We start from the raw sequence: 18,701 nt of genomic DNA, 5'->3' as shown, positions 1-18,701 counted from the left end.
GAATAATTGCTGTTAAAAAGTATTTGCTTTAAAGAAGGGAGAATGGTCGGTGATGCAGGATTTAAACCTGCGACCAGTGGGATTAAGAGTACCCAAACCAAGTGCGCTATTTTTTTACTGTTACGCTGAGAGAATGGTCGGTGATGCAGGATTTGAACCTGCGACCCCTTGGACCCAAACCAAGTGCGCTACCAAGCTGCGCCAATCACCGACTATAAGAACTCTGGGAAAGATGGGGTGGATGATGGGGTTCGAACCCACGACAACCGGAATCACAATCCGGGGCTCTACCAACTGAGCTACAACCACCACTGAAACTGTTTTGCGCTTGTTATGGCGCGCCCGATAGGATTCGAACCTATGACCCACGCCTTAGAAGGGCGTTGCTCTATCCAGCTGAGCTACGGGCGCACAATCTAAACCCTACCAAGCTACTTAACGGCAGCTAAAATACATTCTTAGCTACTGTCAGGAAGATGGTCGGTGATGCAGGATTTGAACCTGCGACCCCTTGGACCCAAACCAAGTGCGCTACCAAGCTGCGCCAATCACCGACTTTGCTGCACTGCTGCAACGGGGCGGAATATTACAGCCGCCCAGCAATAGCGTCAAACCTTTTTTTGCACAAATCAACTGATTGCCTATTATTTGAACCTATTGCGCTACGCCCATTGCAGGATGGAGTTCTGCTGGTAGCTGTGCGAAAATATGCCACAGTAAAATCATGGCAGAGACGTAAGCAAATGACAGCACAAATTATTGATGGCAAAGCCGTTGCCCAGGCAACAAAAGATAAAGTGGCTGCTCAGGTTCGCGCCCGGGTTGCAGCAGGTAAAAGAGCACCGGGCTTAGCCGTAGTGCTGGTAGGGGTAAACCCGGCCTCTCAGGTTTATGTAGGCAGCAAACGCAAGGCTTGTGAAGAAGTTGGCTTTCATTCTGTGTCTTACGACCTACCCTCTGATACCACTGAACAACAGCTGCTGGAATTAATTGATAACTTAAATAACGACAACACTGTAGACGGTATTCTGGTGCAGTTGCCGTTACCTGCCGGCTTAGACTCATCCGCTATTTTAGAACGCATAAACCCGCACAAAGACGTCGACGGCTTTCACCCATACAATATTGGCCGTTTAGCCCAGCGCATGCCAGCGCTGCGCTCTTGCACGCCTAAAGGCATTATGACACTGCTGCAAAGCACCGGTGTTAATGTAAAAGGCATGGATGCGGTTGTCGTAGGTGCCTCCAACATTGTTGGCCGGCCAATGGCGCTGGAGCTGTTACTGGCAGGTTGTACTACAACAGTATGTCATAAATTTACCAAAAACCTGGAAGCTCAGGTACGCCGTGCTGATTTACTGGTTGTAGCTGTAGGCCGGCCGGAATTTATCCCCGGAGATTGGGTAAAACCGGGCGCCCTGGTTATCGATGTTGGCATTAACCGGTTAGACTCAGGCAAACTGGTAGGCGATGTGGAATACGGCGCAGCGGTAAAGCATGCGCGTTATATCACTCCGGTGCCAGGCGGTGTAGGCCCGATGACAGTGGCCAGTTTAGTTGAGAATACACTGGAAGCCTGTGAGCTGTATCACGACAGATAACTGACATAGCAAACGTCAATACAGCGGGAGCTATCTGCCCATGGCGCTATAACGTTATAGCGCTATAATGTCAGTATGTTTACATTGCAACGGGTAGTGATATGAGTTCGCTGTCTAAAAGATCGACCGTATATTTTGCACCGGCAATTCATCAGGCTTTAAAGCTACGCGCTGCAGCAACCGATAGCTCGGTGTCCGAAATTATCGATGAAGCAGTGCGTTTATTAATTGCCGAAGATCAGCAAGATTTAGCCGCCATCGCCGACAGAGTAGCCGAGCCGGAAATAAGCTATGAAGCCTTACTTAATGACTTAAAAGCGCATGGCAAAATATAAGCTGGTGTTTAAAAAGTCGGTTGCAAAAGATCTGCGAAGCATCCCCAATACTGACGTTAAAAAAATACTGGCGAAAATTGATACCTTAACGCTCAACCCAAGAGCTGAAGGCTGCATTAAGTTATCCGGGGTAGACAAATACCGTGTGCGTCAGGGAATATACCGCATTATTTACGAAATCAGGGACGAGCAACTGATAATCAGCGTAATTAAAATCGGCCATCGTTCTGGTGTATATCAAAGTAACTAAGCCGCTTAAATGACAAAACCTGCTACGGAATCAACATTGGATAAAATCACTTTTAAAGACTGGCTCTTTGCCCTGATTGGCCTGCTTTTTACCTTAAGTGGCTTGCTGATTATTCAGAAGGATTTTAATACCGGCATCACCACACTGGTATTTTTTGGCTCCTGCTTTGCAGTGGCAGCTCACACTATTATTCGCAAATTGCGCTTACAGCGGCAGTCATTACGCACAGTAACCGTTGTCGGCGGCGAACCTATCCACGCATCCAAAAAGCGCATCGCTTTGCTCGGTATTGGCTTGCTGGCATTTGGCAGCACCCTTATGCTGTTTCAGCCTGACGATAATAAGATTTTTTATGGCATTACCCTGCTGATTGCCCTTACCGGTGCGGTGATGCTGGTGGGTTTATTTAGCGGCCGCCTGGCGAAAACCTATATCCAGTTCGACCCGTCAGGTTTTACCTTTGGCTACCCCAAAGGCAAAGTCAGTATTCCGTGGGAGGCCATCACCGATTTATACCGTGGTGAAATCCACAATAATCAGGCGATATTTTTGTCAGTTGCCCAGGAAAATATTTTAGTCGAACCGGCGTCGTATCTGGCTAAAGTGAATAAGCAAATGGCGTCATCCCGCAAATGGACCGGTGCTGATTTTGTCATTATGACGTCTACTTACGGTATTGATGCACCAGTGCTAATGGCCGCAATAGAAAGGTATATCACCCAGCCAGAAGCCAGAGTAGAGCTGCAGGCTCAGCGGAAGTTAAGCGAAGGTTGAAAAATGTGCCCCCTGTAATAAACGCCTGTCCACTGTACATCTGCAAGCTGACGTTCGTTGTGAAAAGTCTGCGTCAACAACTACAAATACTCTTTCCAGTTAATTCCGACTGAATCATTCATAATTAACTGGAAAGAGCACTAGCCCAGTAAATCAGTTGGCTACAAATCATGTATATCTATTGACTACACCGAAAAACCGCCTAAACTGTGTATTAAATAGATATACGGGATGGTGTCATGGCCACAAAAACAGCGCCAATCAACATGCGAGTACTGCCAGCGGTGAGAGACATTATCGATGCAGCAGCAAGCCTAAAAAAGGTCGATAGAACCGTGTTCATTCAACAAGCGGCGCTCAATGAAGCGCATAATGTACTGGCTGAACAGCGGGATTTTGTACTTGAAGCAAAAGCTCTTGAAGCTTTCGATAACGAACTCCGTGCAGAGCCCCAGACGCTTGAAGGCATGAAAGATCTGTTTAATAGGAAAGCACCTTGGGAATAAGTGCACCAACACTACTCACCGAGCAGCATCAACTCAACCCATTTCAGTGTGGTATTGAAGAACTAGATAGCTGGTTAAGCAAACAAGCCTTAAAGAGTCAAAAGCGCGGAACCGCGAGAGTCTATGTGGTCAATGACACGACGACTCACCAAGTTATTGGTTACTATGCAATTGCCATGGGCTCAGTATCAAGAGAGCAAGCATTCAGTTCACTACGAAGAAATAGTCCAGATCCGATACCTATGGTAATTTTGGCTAGGCTTGGAGTGGATAGTGCATATCAAGGTCGAGGCATTGCCGCAGGTCTTTTAAAAGATTGTATCTTGCGTTCGATACAAGCGATGAACGCGGTGGGTGGTGCTGGCATTTTGGTGCATGCTATCGATGACAGTGCGCAAGCGTTTTACAAAAAATTTGGTTTTAAAGCATCGACCTTTGATCCTCTGGTATTGATGGCGCGGATCTGCGATATCGAGAAAACGTTATTATCAGAGTAATAAATCGACTCCCCTTTTACAAATGAAGCCCCAAACTCCATGAAAGTTGGCAAAGAGCGAAAAGCAGCTGTTCAGATCAGGGCCATAGCAGGGACGCAATAGCTTGTAAAAGAACAGCCCAATCCTTCATGTAGCCTCCTCTATAGCTTAACAATTTGATCCCCATGTTGAGTTACACACCGAGAATCCGTGTCTGTTCTCATTTTGTGCCTCAGATAGCAATCGTTATCAAGTCGAACCCTACGTAGTCTTCAGCATTTTGTCCTGCAATTCCAACGCCTGTGCAACTTGCCGATCAGACATCAACTTTAGAATAGTTGAGAATTGCCACCTAACTTCGGTGTCAGAAAGAATCAAGCGAAAGTTGTTTTGCCAGTCGTATTCAAGCAAAGAAAGCAAAGAACGCTCCAGATAATAGAAATCGCGCCAGTGCCAATCTTCAAACTGATTTGATATAGTTGCAATTTTTCGGATTCCGTCACGAAGGTAGTCGACGGCCGAAGGGCAAGTTAGGAAATTCGCAAATGTACTGGTGGCATCAGGGTGTGGGAAAAACTCTTCTGTCCATTGTTCGATTTCGGGCTTCATCGATGCAATGTACGAACGATACTTTTCGTCTTTAAGGTAGCAATAACCAGTGCGACTAAACCCCATCAAATGACTATGTAATTTCCCTTCCGATCTATAATTTTGTACTTCAGTTTGCCTCCAGTTATGGTGAGTCCAAACGAAAGTTATCATTGCCTTCCATTCTTGGATGAAAGTGTTTTCACATTCTTCAATTCGCGATCCGTGGATGAACCAAGCTGATATAAACGAATCTACCCAATGTGGTCGTTCCAGTCCGAATGATAGGATTGGTTTCCATAACTGTTGAGCTGAATATGTTTTCGCGATTTTTGGAATAACTGCTGCAACAAGGTCGAATATCCAAGTGTTCCACTGCCCTGGTACAGCAAAGAAATTATCTTGGTTATTTTGATCGAATAAGGCTTCGTCAACTCCGCCTAGAGGACGTAACATGCCAAGCAAGAGACCTTCAAGGGTTGTCACAAATTCCGTCAATTCTTTGCTATCAATAGCTTCTTCCACTCTTTCTAGCCAGCAAAAGCCCGCTTGCAATTGCTTAGGCTCAAACCCATAACCGCGTTGAATCCGCCTTGCAATTGACGCTTCAACCTCGTCTGAAAGTGGCTCAACGTGTGATATTAAATGTTGTTGATGGACCATCTTAATGATTGTTTCACAGGCCTCTTCAGCAATACCGCACAGATTCGGGATTTCGGCTGGTAACGATGACTTTTCGAATTGATCGATCAAATCGTTGTAACGTACATCGGCATCGTACTCAATATCAGGGCAATCCCATATGCTGTTCCCACCATGTGTGACAATGTGGACATTACGTATTCCTGAGGAAATAAGAATTAGATGCTGTAATCGTTTAAAGTTATCACCAAGAGATTCACGTATTTTAAATGCAAAAGTCATCAGATCTTGAATGACGCTGTAATTGAAGGCTAACGCGAAATATGCGCAAATACTTCTAACTGCAACGTTGTTCGGATCATCAGCAAGCATTTTTGGAATAAACATTGCTGCGAAATTATCCCAGTGGTAGTTGCTAATAGAATTCGCACTGTGAAACTGAGGTCGCTGCGGAGGGTTATTAAATACATCGATAAACTGTTTAACACACCAATCCTCTCGCTCAGGATTTTCGGCCAACCAATCTTGGTGCAAGATCATCAGGGCCGCTATACCACCAATAATAGCGTCTTCGGGCCTGTTCCCGCGACTACGAGCTTGTTCGGCATCCTCTGCAATATCCATTAGCCGATTCCAAAAAGCTTCCAAAGCTAATGGTTCCAGCTTTAGTTGCTCATCAATCATTTTTCGGCAGGTCATTGGAAAAGTGAGAACCGTCATATGTTTTTCGTGTGATTCACGAACTTCCGCGAGTTTGAGTCTTCTTTCTTCCGACTCAATGAATTCAAGAGTGATACCATTTTCAAGTTTCCGCATCTGCCAATTGCTCTCATCGAACCTCAAAGTGATGTTCTCAAGAAAACCAGCTTCCTCCGACTCTTCTAAGTTTTGAAGGTCTTCTACCCATTTGGCCTTTACGCTAGTCAAAAATGAACGTGCTTCTGCATCGGTAAAAAATCTCTGAAGTAGCACGTCGCCGAGTGTTGTCTTTCTATGTGCAAGCGTATGCCATTCGTGAGCTGAGTTCCAAATAGACTCCCCCCATTGCGTCCACTGATACATTTGCATTCCGAATAAAGATTCAAGGTCCTGTAATTTGTAGTTCTCTTCCCAAAGCTGAAGTTGCCATACAGGCACCAATGCGCGGAGTTCATTATGGAATAGCTCAGGCGACTTGCGGCCAACAGCCACTAACACACCCAATAAAGCTGTACTCCTGGAAGTACATAATATGCGTTGGATAACGGGGGCTATTGGCTCTTCGTTCTCCAAGTACATATAGAGCCACTTCTCCAGCGCCATCAGCGCTGGCGCAACCACGTTTGGAGAGTGAAATGAACCGCGATACCAATAGTACGCATCACTGGAGCCAAAAAACACGATGTCTTCGCTTCCTACCGAAATACTGATTACTGGAGGGGAGCTGTCTTGAGCTTCTATCCAACGATCCGTTACAAAATTCAGCAGCGTAACGATTGTTTCTATCCCTTTCTCTTGGTTGATTTGAAGAAATGAAAAGAATGGGCCTAAAAAATACATCGGCGGTGACCAATCTTGTTCAGTATTGACGTGTAGAAACTCATTAAAAACGCTGCCGAAATAATCATGATACTGTGGTAATGGTTCCCGTATAAGAAGTGCAAGCAATACTTCTTTGCCGAGGTCGGGACGCGCTGCGAACAAGTACTTTAGCGGGTCGCTACTAGCTAAAAACCCTTTACGAACACACTGATTTACACGACGAAGTGGGCCATCTGTCCATGGTGCTGACAATGGGCCGCGCAGTCCAAAGAGCTCTGCTACACCATCCTCCTCAGACTCTATTTCGTTTACGTCAGACTCGATTATTTCATCTTCGACGAAAAGTGATTTTTCACATCGCTCAACGAGAGCAAGTGCAAGTTCAGAAACCTCATTCGGGAAGACAGAAGCGGCGAACAGAAACCGCGAAAATACACTACTGCATAAATCACTGTCCACCTGCCAATCATGAGACCGGATCTCCTCGATAATATGCAGGGTTGAGTCAAGTAATATCTGTCCAGCCTCAGTGCGAAGAGGCCAGTTAACTTGAGAACATTTAAGCCAAAGACTGGCTATACGCGTGACTTGCTCAGTCGCTATTGAGATCGTCTCGGCTCTCTTCTCAAATAAGACTCTCAGCATAGGGAGCCAGAGTGGCCAGAAAGGAATTCGTAGCAAGGCGGCAAACTTAAGATCGCTTCCATACAAAGGGGCGGGTAGCGTTGCTGTGTGCAGGAATCGTGTCAGGAGGCGGTTGAGTAGTATTCCATTTCTTGCCAATAGCGCAGGCCATACTTGCTTGAGCAGTGCTTCAGCATTTCCTGCGAATACAATTGATTCCAAGATCAAATCGCTTTCGACTTTGTTTTGGTCGTCTGGTGACAACTTGGAAAGGAGCATTTCCCAATCTTCGATTCGAGATTCTTTTTCGAGCAATCGTAAACCGAATAGCCGTATAGCACGGTGCCAACGAGGATTTATTGAATATTCGGGGGCGAGCCGCGAAAATTCATGCTGTCGACTTAACAGAAAACGAGTTCGCGCCCAATCACCCAAAAGATCGTGTTCAAACCCGAATCTCTCATCACGCTCCCAGATGACCTGATCCGATATCAAATCTTGCGAAAGCAAACATTCACTATTGTCGAAATCAATGACCGGAACGGCGGCTAAAAAATTATTCGCTTCTGTACATGCCAATTTTTGCAAGAATCGCGAGCGCGCAGTTCCATTCATTCCATTTTGAATGTGCTGCGTCCAGTACCATTCGAGAATATCCGTCTCCCCGACCCAAGATGTGGTTTGTGTACTATTGCTAGCATTCGACAAAACTAAGTCGAGTATTTTTAAATTTGAAAACAGACCGGACAAATTTTTACGCAATAACATTTGTGAAATAGTAGGGAATGCCTCAACAATTTGGGCGCGTTTGCGGTCGAATTGGAACTCCACCATTTCAACCGAGACATTAAGTCCATTGTTACATTCTCGCTTGAGTTCGAAAAATGTGTGTTCCCATGAGTCGATGACACAGGTGAACACGAACGACCACGCCGTTGAATCTTTGTGCAATCGCGACCGTTTCAGTAACACTGCCAAATTAGACAACCCAACTTGGGTAAGTCTTTCTACTCCGTCGATAACTATACATCCTGATTTTCCAGTAGACTTTTCAACTAATTCTAGGAAAGAATAATTAAGACCGAGATTGGCGAGTAGCACAGAAGCTGAAGAAGCGTTTATATCCAAAGCTGTGAGCCAAACGACATGTCCGTTAGATGCCTCTTCGTAAGCAAGTTGTTTTGCTAGGACGGTTTTTCCTGAACCACTAGCTCCGACTAATGCAATAATAGAATGCTTAATTTTTGGGAGCTCCGCTTTGTCTCGTGCAAGTTCAAGGCTACCAGCTAAGCGGTCTCTTACATGCTCAGTGCGGATTTTGAAATCAGCAGAAATCTTGTTCCAATCAGAAACGTAATTAGGAAACTCGTTCAGAGAGAATTGACGCCGGAGCATGTTTGCCAGTTGCCCCCGAGTCAAATCTCCGCCAGCCGTAGCAAATTCCCTCGCTAGTTGCTTAAGGTTATTCCATAAAAGAATAGCGTGCGGCTTTCCTCCATCTCTAAGCAGATCCGCACATCGATGGATGCATTTGTTTTCGTCTTCTGAAGGCTCGCTTCCGAAATCGAATTGGAAGTGTCGTAGTCGCTGTAACAGTTCCGTGGTGTCTACCGGTGTTATTGAAGCATTAATCGTTGGTGGGCAGTGAAGGCTGCTAAAAATAGCTCGCTCGATATTATTTGAATAGTTGGCGGTACCAAGTCGGTCTGCAAATAGAGTAACGTCCGAAGCGATCGCTTTTGTAAGCAAACCGTCCCAGGCAGTCTTCACTTCCAACTCGATGGTTGACGTCACAAGCGAGAGATAATCTGCATTCACGTCAAATTGCTTCGTTCCTAAGTGAAGCCTCTGCTCCCACACTGCATCCCGAAAGTCAGTTGGCAAACCAGATTTCGTAATCTGGGAATTGCTCTTTACTGAAGCGGCGAGTCTGCAAAAACTATTGTCCGGTCTCCGAAGTTCGAGTACGAGGTCGTCCAGAAACCAGCCATCTGCTCGTTTTTGGAACCGAATTACCTCTACTTGTCCGTCTTCAGCAGACAAAGGGTTGTCGCCAGAAAGCATCTTCAACATAAACGATGCCGACACCTTATCTTCAAACGTGAATCCACCACCGGCGGTCTGCTTTGGTGTTGCTACGTTTTTTGCCACATTTTTCCCTTACCTGCTGTTGGAATAACTTTACTGCAATTTGAGCTAATATCCGCTTGGTCGCTTTCTTTATTGATTGTTGCTAGGCCACTATGCGTGCAGACGTATCATTAAAATTGGAGCGTTCAGAATGAAAATCATCTTAAAACGTACCTGTAACCACGAACCTACAAAGAACTCCTGCGGTTTACAATAGGGGAGTATCTGGGCACTTAGGCGATAGTCATGAGCTTTTATTTACGATGAGAATCTGTATAGATTTAGAATGTGGTTGTCAACTAATTTTAGCCGCATCCTTGTAGCCTTATGACCGGAAACCTGCGGAAACGAGAAGAGGATGATGTGCGTTTAAGAACATTTTGGCAATGTATTGAGGTCTCGAAATTTTCGAAAGCGTCGGTTCTTACGGCTACAACAAACGTCCGCTTTCAGTGAAAAGCGTCGATTTGATCTAATCTCAGTGAATTTCCGCTATTGACACACAGACGATCTTCGCTTTGAGTGAAAAGCAGCCATATGCCAAGACCAATCTAACTACTGCGCCTCCCCCCGTTGGAGCGAGCCGTTGAAAAATAGCGATTTGAGGTTTTAAGAAAACGGGTGTTTGAGCGATTCGACGCTAGCGAATCGCGAGTTACGTTTTCGCCTCAAATCGCTATTTTTCAGCGGGCTTTCGAGCGGAATCGGGTTGCGTTTTCTTTGGATACTTTCTTTTGGCAAGGCAAAAGAAAGTATCTCGCCAAAGGCGAAATCTTTGCTAAGCGGTGTAACCGCTGAAGCAAAAATGATGCTAACAAACTAGCCATCCGCAGGAAAAGCGCCGATTTAATCGAATCTCAGTGAATATTCGCTTTTGGCACTTTGCTGAGATCCTGTAAAACTCTTAGTTACCGAGTTTTAAATTAAAGACAGCTTGAGTACGAGTATCTATGCAGTGACATCGAAGTTCGCAGCCCTTTTTGAGATCGCAAATTGCGACTCCGGTACGCAAGCATACCGGAGCCGGGTAGCGGTTTAACTGTAAGCGTAACAGCAACGCAAGAAACTCGCCCTATCTTCGCCTGATGCTTACTCTTTACGCTTAAACATCCCGTGCATTGTTAGCCAGCTTGTAAAAGCATTAAACCAGCCGGTACTGGTGGTTTCTTTGGGGTACATACCAAAGCCGTGGCCGCCCTGCTCGTAAAAGTGAAACTCAACCGGCTTTTTGGCGGCATGCCAGCTCTTAATCAGACCGAATTCCCCATTCGCGAAGAACGGATCGTCTGCGGCCAGTGCAACGAATAGCGGTGGTGCATCTGCTGGTACCTCTACCGCATCTATTGGACCGTAGATATTGCCAATAAAGGCGGGCCTAGCCTCTTTATCAACGTCTTTATCAACCAGCGTGGTTGCCATAGTAAGCATGGCACCGGCAGAAAAACCTAGCATACCAATACGGTCCGGATCGATGTTCCACTCTACTGCGCGGCTGCGGATAAGCGCGAAGGCTGCACGGGAGTCTTCCAGCTGCGGCGCGAGGTTAAGCTTCATCTGTGCCGGATCAGGCCGCGGCGGCCGGCGCCCGGTTGCCGAAAACATCTCGTCCATCGCCCGTTTAAATTCCGCCATGTCCGCCGGTGTTTGATTTAAGCGATACTTAAGCACAAAGGCTGCAATGCCCTGATTGGCCAGGGCCTGAGCAACCTCCCAGCCTTCGTTATCCATCGACAGTGTGCGAAAACCGCCGCCGGGTGCAACGATAACAGCAGCTCCGCTGGCCTTTTTCGGATCGGGCAAAAAGGGTGTCAGCGTGGCAAGGGTGACGTTGCGAACAAACCGGCTGCCATACTGAGAATGCCATGTCTCTTGTGTTTTAGCGCCAGGCAATGGGCCAGTACCGATGTCGATCGTATTGCTCTGATCAGGTGGCGCGATCGGTGTCATGGTGTCGTTTACCTGCGCCAAGGCCTGCGCCGTAAATAAGCAAGCGGCGAGCAGCAAGCTCAGCCGGATGCTGTCACACCTTGGTTTTTTTATCTGTTGCATATAATGAGTTTCCTTTTTGTATCATCTGCATAGGGCGCTTAACGCGCTATTTTTTAAACGTTCTGACAATAGGTTTAATAGTGCCATCTGCATTAAAGTACACTCTGTCCACGCAGACTGATCTGCGGTAATTGCCACCTCCGGGCAGGTCGGCGCTGTGATAGGCCAGATAGGTGTTGCCGTTAAAATCAAACATCGCCGGGTGAATCGTCGTAGTGTTAGGCAGCGGTTCCATAATGATGCCCTGATACTGCCAGGGCCCGGTTGCGGATGTACTGGTGGCATAAGCAAGGCTTTCCGGAAAACCCGCCGCATAGACTAAATAATAGATACCGTTGTGCTTTGACAGGTAAGGGCCTTCTTCAAAATTAGGCAAGGTATCAACAGTATGAATTTTTACCTTGCTGGTATCGCGGTTTTGCATATTTCCTGCCGCATCCAGCGTGTAGCTTTCGCCTTTTAGATGGATTAAATCTGCCTCAAGCTCACCCCACCATAACTGCTTATTTCCCCAGTACAGGTAGGCTTTGCCATCATCATCAATAAAGACGGCAGGGTCGATATTACGCCAGCTGTGATCTTTATCCCTGGCGGTATCTTCCAGCAAAATCATCGGTATGCCGCGTAGATCGGTAAAGGGCCCTTGTGGGCTGTCTGATACAGCTACGCCAATCGAAAAACCAAATTTACCGTCGGTTTGGCCGCCTTCTACGGCGGCATAAAAATAATAGCGTGACTTACCCGACGGATCTTTTTGCTGGATAACATGATGGGCATAGGCGTTGCCGGTTTTTTGATCTCCTCTGGCCCACTTAAAGTCAGAGTACCTGAGCACAGCGCCTTTATTTTGCCAGTTGACCATGTCTGTACTGGTCCATAACCGGTAGTCGTACATGCGATAATCTTTGCCATCCACTGACTGCTCGTCGTGCGTGGTGTAAAGGTAAACAGTATCATCTACCACCATAACGGCGGGATCTGCGGTATAGATAAAATCACCCACCTCGTTGGTTGGGTCTTTGGTATCGTATTTAATAATAGGATTGTCAAAGCTTGCGGGAGCGACAGCTGGAGTTTTTCTTTCAGCAGAGTCTGCTATTTTTGCACTGCTGGCGAATGATGCCAAAAGTGATATAGCCAGACACAGATGCACCACTCGACTCAGATGCACAACGGGATTTCTATTGTGTATGGTGTTTTTGGCGATAAACATTGCAGCGTATCCTTAGGCAAGCACAATTGGATACGCAACAGTGTGTATAAGTTTTTCGCATAACGGAACGTTGATCCTGTTACGAATCCGTTTAATAGCTTTACCTTATTTGCTGTGCCTTACATAACCCTGATAAACACCGGGTTGCTGTAAAACCACAGATCACTCCAAGGGTTTTCGCCTTTTTCATCCGGCAGAGGTTCCAGCTCGTCGCGCTGATTAGTGCCGCGCAGGCGCAGGTACTGATCGGCCGTTACTTTGCCAAGTGGCAGTTCAAATACGCTAAAACCATTTTGTTGTCGCCAGTCTTGCTGGTAAAAGCGCTGCAATACCCGGGTCGTGCTGGTTTCATCGCTATTGCGGTCGGCCACCGGGCCGCTGATCTGGCCCATAATGGCATCAACCCGTGCCACCTGCGGGTTATCGCCGTCGGCGTTTAAGGTATCCGGATCGCGAAAACGTACCCGCAGTACCAGTTCATCCTGCGGTGTTACCGTTAAGGTTTCACCGATACCGGCGCTGCGATCTGAGCCTTTTACTGCTACTTCAACAAACAGGGCGTCAATTAAATCGCCGGTAACGGCAAATACACGGCCGGCTTTTAAATTGTCGAAAATACTGTCATAGGTTTTATCGGCATAAACATAGGTTTTGGCGTATTCACCGGGCCAGAAATCGGCCCAGCCGTCGGTGTAATGACCGTGGCTGTCGGATACTGCAGTTACCCACCATTGGCGCCCTTCGCTAAGCAGGCTATCCCAGACGCCGCCTAAACGCGCGGTCATTTGATCGTAACCGCCCATGGTGGGGTAACCGGGGTATTCACCGCGGACACCGTCTGGCTTAAGGCTGCCATCGCGGTTAAATACCGCCGCCTGATGGCCTTCGGCACCACTCATGCCTATAACTACCCCGGGTGCCGTGTCTTGCCAGTCACGTAATTGCTTTGGGGTAATTTTATGGTATTCACGAAAACCGGTTGCCAGCCGGCCGGGGTGATTCGCCAGCAATAAGGGTTTATCTGGTAAGGCATTCATGGCTTTTAATGCCAGCAGCATATAGGCATCGTCGGCTTTATCTGCTGATGGCGGCATACCCTGGCGGCCATTGTATTTACTTTCTATTTCATACAGTTGCTGCGCTTCAGTTGGCTGCTTTGGCATAATAAAGGTGGCATGACGGCCACCGGGGCTATTACCCGGCACATCAAACTCCATACCGTAAAATTGCAGAATATGCGGCAGGGCTTTACGCGAAGCCAGCAGTTCCGGATAAGCTTGTTCCAGCGCCAGTTTGGCGCGGTTTGGCCCGCCGTGATCGGTAATCACCAGCCAGCTTAAGCCGTGGTGCGCCGCCATCTGGGCATTAAGCGGAATAGAATAGATGGCATCGCCGCCAATAATGGGGGTTGGCGGAAACACGCTGCTATCCCAGCGTACGCTGTAATGGGTGTGCACATGGTGATCACCGGCCAGCCACTGGCGGGTGTCGCTTGCTTCAGTTAGCGCCGGGGTTGCTCTGGTTAGCGCAGGGCTGTTCTGGCAACCAGCCAGCATTACCATACTCATACTTAATGCACATACGGACAACTTCATTAATTTACCTCTTTGCAGCGATTTGTTTGGGCTTAGACCCATGCAGCGCGTAATACAAAATCATCGCGTAACAAGGTAATAGCACCATATAAGCACTGATTGGCCCGGTTTGCTCGGATAAGGCACCGTATACCAGCGGCAGCACAGCACCACCGGCAATACCCATAATTAACAAGGCTGAACCTTTCGGAGTTAGCGAACCTAAGCCCGCCAGTGCCAGTGGCCATACTGCCGGCCATACCAGCGCATTAGCCAGCCCCAGTAGCGCCACCAAACTGACAGGATCAGGCAACAACGGAATACCGGCCCAGCCCCACAGTAAGGCTGAAATAGCGGTGCTACCGGCATCAGATAATAAGATTGCCAGCGATAATACCAGCCCCAGCCCGGCCGAAATGGCCAGCGCCTGGCGCTGTGACAGTAAGCGCGGTACTAACAATAAGCCTAAGCTGTAACCCAGCACCATAAAGGCTAACGTATAAGAGGTAAGCGTGGTGGCGCCCGGTACTTTTAGTGCAGAGCCCAGCAAACCAATGGTGTCACCTGCGATGACTTCAACGCCGACATAGCAAAACAACGTAATAACGCCCAGCACCAGATGGCGGTGCTGCCATACCGAGGCATCGCCCTTGCCAGTGCTAACCGGCGCAGGCTCGGCTGGTAAATCGGGTAAGGCAGAAAAGCGCAGTGCCACTGCCAGCAGCAAAATGGCCACAGCGATCCCGGCATAAGGCGTGATCAGCTGCAGCGACAGCATTTCCAGCTGTTGCTGGCGTTGTGTTTCATCCAGCAAGGCCAGGCTTTCAGCGGTGATATGCCCCAGATCCTGCAGCACCAGCCAGGTAAATACCAAAGGTGCCAGCACACCGGCACTTTTATTTAAAATGCCCATTAGCGAAATACGCGCGGCGGCAGATTGCTCCGGCCCTACCCTGACCAGGTAAGGGTTAGACGCAGTTTGCAGTAAGGTAAGCCCGGAGCCCACGACAAACTGTGCCAGCAAAAACACACCAAACTGCTGGCTTAGCGCCGCCGGAATAAACAGTGCACAGCCCAGCGCTATCAGGCCAAGGCCAATTGACATGGCATTTTTATAACCGGACCATATCAGCACCCGTGCCATTGGCAGCGCCATTACCACGTAGGCAATATAAAAACTGAAGGCGATCAGTAAGGCTTCTACTTCACCCAGCTGACATACCAGTTGTAAAAACGGGATTAAAGCACCGTTTAGCCAGGTAATAAAACCAAACATAAAAAACAGCACACCGATAATAATAATCGGTTGCAGGCTGCCTGCGGCTTTGCTCTGCGTCATACAACTCTCCTGTTATTGTTATTAATCCGGCTGCCTTGTAGCCAGCACTGTTGTAACTGTAGATCGGCATTAAGCAGCAACATATTGGCCAGCGCGCCCTGTTGCAGATAGCCAATATCGCTCTGCAGGCCACATAACACGGCAGGGTTAGTGCTAAGCGCTTTTAAACCGCTGCCAAGCGGTAATGCTAAATCATGGTGGTAATGGCGCAGTGCCGCGTGCATATCCAGTGCCGAGCCAGCCAGCGTGCCATCGGGTAGCGTGAGCTTTAAGCCGTCGCGGCGAATTTCGGTATCCTGATAGGCTAAGCTTTGTAGCTCACTGCCGGTGTGTGCCATCGCATCGGTGACCAGGATCAGTTTGTCTTCACCTTTACATTGCGCAGCAATACGGGCAGATAACGGATGTACATGCAGATGATCGAGAATAAGGCCGCAATACACCTCATTACTTGCCAGGGCTGCCCCCACCATACCGGGTTCGCGGCTGGTAAGCGGCGACATAGCATTAAATAAATGGGTAAAACAGCGTGCTCCGGCGTCAATGGCTGCCAGCGCTTGTTCTGCCGTTGCGGCAGAATGGCCCAGGCTGACGATAACGCCCGCAGCACATAACGCACGAATTTGCGCTACCGGCACTGTTTCCGGGGCTAACGTCACCATAACAATACCCAGATCTTTACGGCAAAACAGTGCCAGCTCAGCATCCGATAATGGCCGGATACAGTCTGCCGGGTGAATGCCCCGCCGGGCGGTTGAAAGATGCGGCCCTTCAAAGTGAATGCCCACTATCGTATGCCCGGCTTGTGGTAACAAAGCCGCCACCGCATCGGCGGCATGCTGCATTACCTGCAATTTATCGGTAATAACCGTAGGCAGCATGGCGGTGGTACCAAACTGCAGATGCGCCTGGCTGATAGTGCGTAGCGCGGCAATATCCGGCTGCTGGTTAAATAACACGCCCCCGCCGCCATTTACCTGAATGTCAAAAAAACCGGGGCACAATAGCCCCTGTAATTGCTGGCTGTGTTGGGTGGGCTTAATCCCGGCCTGAATAGCGCTGATACGCCCGTTTTGCCAGTCTACCCTGACATCCTTTAGTTGCTGCCTGCCATCAAAGCATTGCGCTACATACAGGCTTTGTGCAGGGTTATTCGCCAAACTCATAATCTAACACTCACAATTTAACACTCACAGCGTAATGGTCACTTTATTCAGCCCCACCGGGGCATCCGGGTTTTTGCCCATCGCCACCGCTATGGCTTCAATATCCAGATAAAAGCGCTGCATCAGCAATAATGGCTGCAGGCGCGGATGAATATCCGCCAAGGTGATTTGTAATGTGACGACTTCAGCCCCGCGTTTTTTTACTTCGGTAATTTGCGTTTGATGCGCGCCAGCGCTTTCATCCTCCAGCGCCACATTTAACAAAGTCAGTGGCTGGTTTAGTAACGACACCGGGCCGTGTAAAAACTCGGCGCTGCTAAAAGCTTCAGCCTGAATACCGCATACTTCTTTAATTTTAAGCGCAATTTCGCGGCTGATGGCATAGCCGAAGGCCCGCCCCAACACCACACAATGCCGCAGTTGTTGCAGGTGCGGCAGTTGCAGCTGGGCTGGTTGCGCCAGTACGCTTTGCAGTGCTTGCGGTAAGCTGGTTAATGCGCCAAGCAGCGCGGCATCCTGTTTCCAGTGCGCCACCAGCTGTAATATCGCCGCCAGCGTACACAAATAACTTTTGGTTGCCGCCACAGCCTTTTCCGGCCCGGCCAGTAACGGCACTGCATAGTCGGCCAGGGCCGCCAGCGGTGAGCTGATATCGTTTACCAGCGCTACCACCAAAGCTCCGCTTTGTTTGGCGGCCCGTGCTTGTGCCAGTATGTCTTCACTGCGGCCAGATTGTGAAATAAGCAGCACCAGCGCACGCTGTAACTTAAGCTGACGGGAAAATAAACTGGCCACCGACGGTGCTGCGGCAGCGACCACCACGCCCAGTTCTACCTCAATCAGATAGCGGGCAAATACACCGGCATGATCAGAAGTACCACGGCCAACAATATACACAAAGGCCGGATCAAAGCTGCGAATACGCTCTGCCACTTCTGCGTATAAGCTGCCGTTACTGTCGATTTGCTGTTGAATGCGTTGCCAGGTTTCGCTGGCTTCCTGTCGCATTAATGTCATATCACTTTCTCCAGAAAATACTGCCGGGCCAGTGCAGCAGCGCCAACTTCCGGCGAGCCCTGCACCGGGCTAAGTTGCTGTTGTAATGCTGCCGGTAATAATGCCGCCAGCTGCAGTGCTAAACCGCCAATCATCACAATGCGGGTTGCGCCGGTGTGTTGCAGCCGTTGCAGCAAGGCCTGAATATACCCCAGGCCCCGTGCTGTAATATCGCAGGCATAAGGGTCGCCCTGTTGCTGTTGCTGCAATACCAGTGGTGCCAGCTGGCCGTAATCTGCTGCTTTGTAACCTATGCAGCAGCTGATCAGATCGGTATTGCTGCTTACTCCCAAACGACGGCAAATACTGCGCGTCAGTTCCGTTGCCGGTTGTAAGCCATCCAGCACATCCAGCGTGGCGCACACGCCCTGCCAGCCAAGCCAGGCACCGCTACCCCGATCACCCAGCGGAAAGCCCTGCGCGCTAAATAGCCATTGCTTAGCGTTAACAGTGGCAAAAGCGGCAGTACCGGTGCCGGTAATTAAAATGGCACCATCGCGCCCGCCATGGGCACCCAGGCAGGCAATATGTAAGTCGGTAGTTACCTGCATGCTGGCAAAAGGGTGCTGCCAGTTTTGCATTTGCCGTTGTACCCTGGGTACATTTACCCCGGCCAGCCCCAGCACCACATGGCTTTGCGCTAACATTGCACTGGCGTAACCGGCTTGCTGCAACACGCGCTGACAGGCGCTGAGTATTGAGTCGGTTGTCTGGGCAAAGTCTGTCGCCGGGTTAGCTGGCCCTGCTATTGCTTCAGCCAGCAATTGGCCGTTGGCATTTTCCAGCCGGGCTTTACATTTGCTGCCACCGCCATCAACCCCGATAAAAAGTGGTTCGCTTTGCTGCACTAAAATCTC

The 18,701-nt window shown here is 48.8% G+C and carries 14 protein-coding genes and 4 tRNA genes; 6 read left to right on the top strand and 12 right to left on the bottom strand.

What is annotated here, in order from left to right:
- Window positions 1-134 precede the first annotated feature (134 nt).
- The 4 genes from AR688_RS05050 to AR688_RS05035 all read right to left on the bottom strand — a co-directional run bounded on the left by AR688_RS05050 (window position 135) and on the right by AR688_RS05035 (window position 554).
- Window positions 135-211: transfer RNA gene (locus tag AR688_RS05050), tRNA-Pro, on the bottom strand.
- 22 nt (window positions 212-233) lie between these two features.
- Window positions 234-309: transfer RNA gene (locus tag AR688_RS05045), tRNA-His, on the bottom strand.
- 25 nt (window positions 310-334) lie between these two features.
- Window positions 335-411, bottom strand: a tRNA-Arg gene (locus AR688_RS05040).
- A 66-nt stretch (window positions 412-477) separates the two neighbouring features.
- Window positions 478-554: transfer RNA gene (locus AR688_RS05035), tRNA-Pro, on the bottom strand.
- Window positions 555-743: 189 nt separating this feature from the next.
- Between AR688_RS05035 and folD the strand changes: the two genes are divergently transcribed.
- From folD to AR688_RS05005, 6 genes are all read left to right on the top strand, one after another.
- Window positions 744-1,601: a bifunctional methylenetetrahydrofolate dehydrogenase/methenyltetrahydrofolate cyclohydrolase FolD gene (folD, locus tag AR688_RS05030; protein WP_068229955.1), complete on the top strand. Its 858-nt coding sequence runs from the start codon at window positions 744-746 to the stop codon at window positions 1,599-1,601.
- A gap of 101 nt (window positions 1,602-1,702) precedes the next feature.
- The gene (locus AR688_RS05025) at window positions 1,703-1,936 is read left to right on the top strand and encodes a CopG family transcriptional regulator (protein WP_068229951.1); all 234 of its coding nucleotides are present in this window, start codon (window positions 1,703-1,705) and stop codon (window positions 1,934-1,936) included.
- Window positions 1,923-2,186 (top strand): type II toxin-antitoxin system RelE family toxin, encoded by a 264-nt coding sequence (locus AR688_RS05020; protein WP_068229945.1) that lies wholly within the window; start codon window positions 1,923-1,925, stop codon window positions 2,184-2,186. The genes AR688_RS05025 and AR688_RS05020 overlap by 14 nt, the downstream gene beginning before the upstream one ends.
- 36 nt (window positions 2,187-2,222) lie before the next feature.
- On the top strand, window positions 2,223-2,960 hold the full coding sequence (locus tag AR688_RS05015) for a hypothetical protein (RefSeq protein ID WP_156420208.1): 738 nt from the start codon (window positions 2,223-2,225) through the stop codon (window positions 2,958-2,960).
- Window positions 2,961-3,199: 239 nt separating this feature from the next.
- Complete coding sequence (locus AR688_RS05010) at window positions 3,200-3,466, top strand: type II toxin-antitoxin system TacA family antitoxin (protein ID WP_068229940.1); 267 nt, start codon at window positions 3,200-3,202, stop codon at window positions 3,464-3,466.
- Window positions 3,457-3,963: a GNAT family N-acetyltransferase gene (locus tag AR688_RS05005; protein ID WP_068229938.1), complete on the top strand. Its 507-nt coding sequence runs from the start codon at window positions 3,457-3,459 to the stop codon at window positions 3,961-3,963. The genes AR688_RS05010 and AR688_RS05005 overlap by 10 nt, the downstream gene beginning before the upstream one ends.
- A gap of 240 nt (window positions 3,964-4,203) precedes the next feature.
- Here AR688_RS05005 and AR688_RS05000 read toward each other — a convergent pair whose 3' ends face one another.
- The 8 genes from AR688_RS05000 to AR688_RS04965 form a co-directional block, all read right to left on the bottom strand.
- A complete protein-coding gene (locus AR688_RS05000; protein WP_068229937.1) occupies window positions 4,204-9,468 on the bottom strand; it encodes an ATP-binding protein in 5,265 nt (1,754 codons plus the stop codon).
- A 1,068-nt stretch (window positions 9,469-10,536) separates the two neighbouring features.
- The gene (locus tag AR688_RS04995; RefSeq protein ID WP_068229933.1) at window positions 10,537-11,496 is read right to left on the bottom strand and encodes an alpha/beta hydrolase; all 960 of its coding nucleotides are present in this window, start codon (window positions 11,494-11,496) and stop codon (window positions 10,537-10,539) included.
- Window positions 11,497-11,542: 46 nt separating this feature from the next.
- Window positions 11,543-12,667 carry a glycoside hydrolase family 43 protein gene (locus AR688_RS04990; RefSeq protein ID WP_197412112.1) on the bottom strand — a complete coding sequence of 375 codons (1,125 nt, stop codon included), beginning with the start codon at window positions 12,665-12,667 and terminating at the stop codon, window positions 11,543-11,545.
- 161 nt (window positions 12,668-12,828) lie between these two features.
- A complete protein-coding gene (locus AR688_RS04985) occupies window positions 12,829-14,304 on the bottom strand; it encodes a phosphoesterase (protein ID WP_068229928.1) in 1,476 nt (491 codons plus the stop codon).
- 4 nt (window positions 14,305-14,308) lie between these two features.
- On the bottom strand, window positions 14,309-15,622 hold the full coding sequence (locus tag AR688_RS04980) for a sugar MFS transporter (RefSeq protein WP_068229926.1): 1,314 nt from the start codon (window positions 15,620-15,622) through the stop codon (window positions 14,309-14,311).
- Complete coding sequence (gene nagA, locus AR688_RS04975) at window positions 15,619-16,788, bottom strand: N-acetylglucosamine-6-phosphate deacetylase (RefSeq protein WP_068229923.1); 1,170 nt, start codon at window positions 16,786-16,788, stop codon at window positions 15,619-15,621. Before nagA ends, AR688_RS04980 begins: the two co-directional genes overlap by 4 nt.
- Before the next feature lie 24 nt (window positions 16,789-16,812).
- A complete protein-coding gene (gene nagB-II, locus AR688_RS04970; protein WP_068229920.1) occupies window positions 16,813-17,805 on the bottom strand; it encodes a glucosamine-6-phosphate deaminase NagB-II in 993 nt (330 codons plus the stop codon).
- Window positions 17,802-18,692, bottom strand: coding sequence for a BadF/BadG/BcrA/BcrD ATPase family protein (locus tag AR688_RS04965; protein WP_197412111.1), 891 nt, complete (start codon window positions 18,690-18,692; stop codon window positions 17,802-17,804). Before AR688_RS04965 ends, nagB-II begins: the two co-directional genes overlap by 4 nt.
- Window positions 18,693-18,701: the final 9 nt, after the last annotated feature.

The sequence above is a fragment of the Rheinheimera sp. EpRS3 genome (genome assembly GCF_001513785.1).
Taxonomy (GTDB): Bacteria; Pseudomonadota; Gammaproteobacteria; order Enterobacterales; family Alteromonadaceae; genus Alishewanella.
The sequence above is the reverse complement of the archived record's forward strand: the minus strand, read 5'-3'. Positions and strand labels throughout refer to the sequence as shown.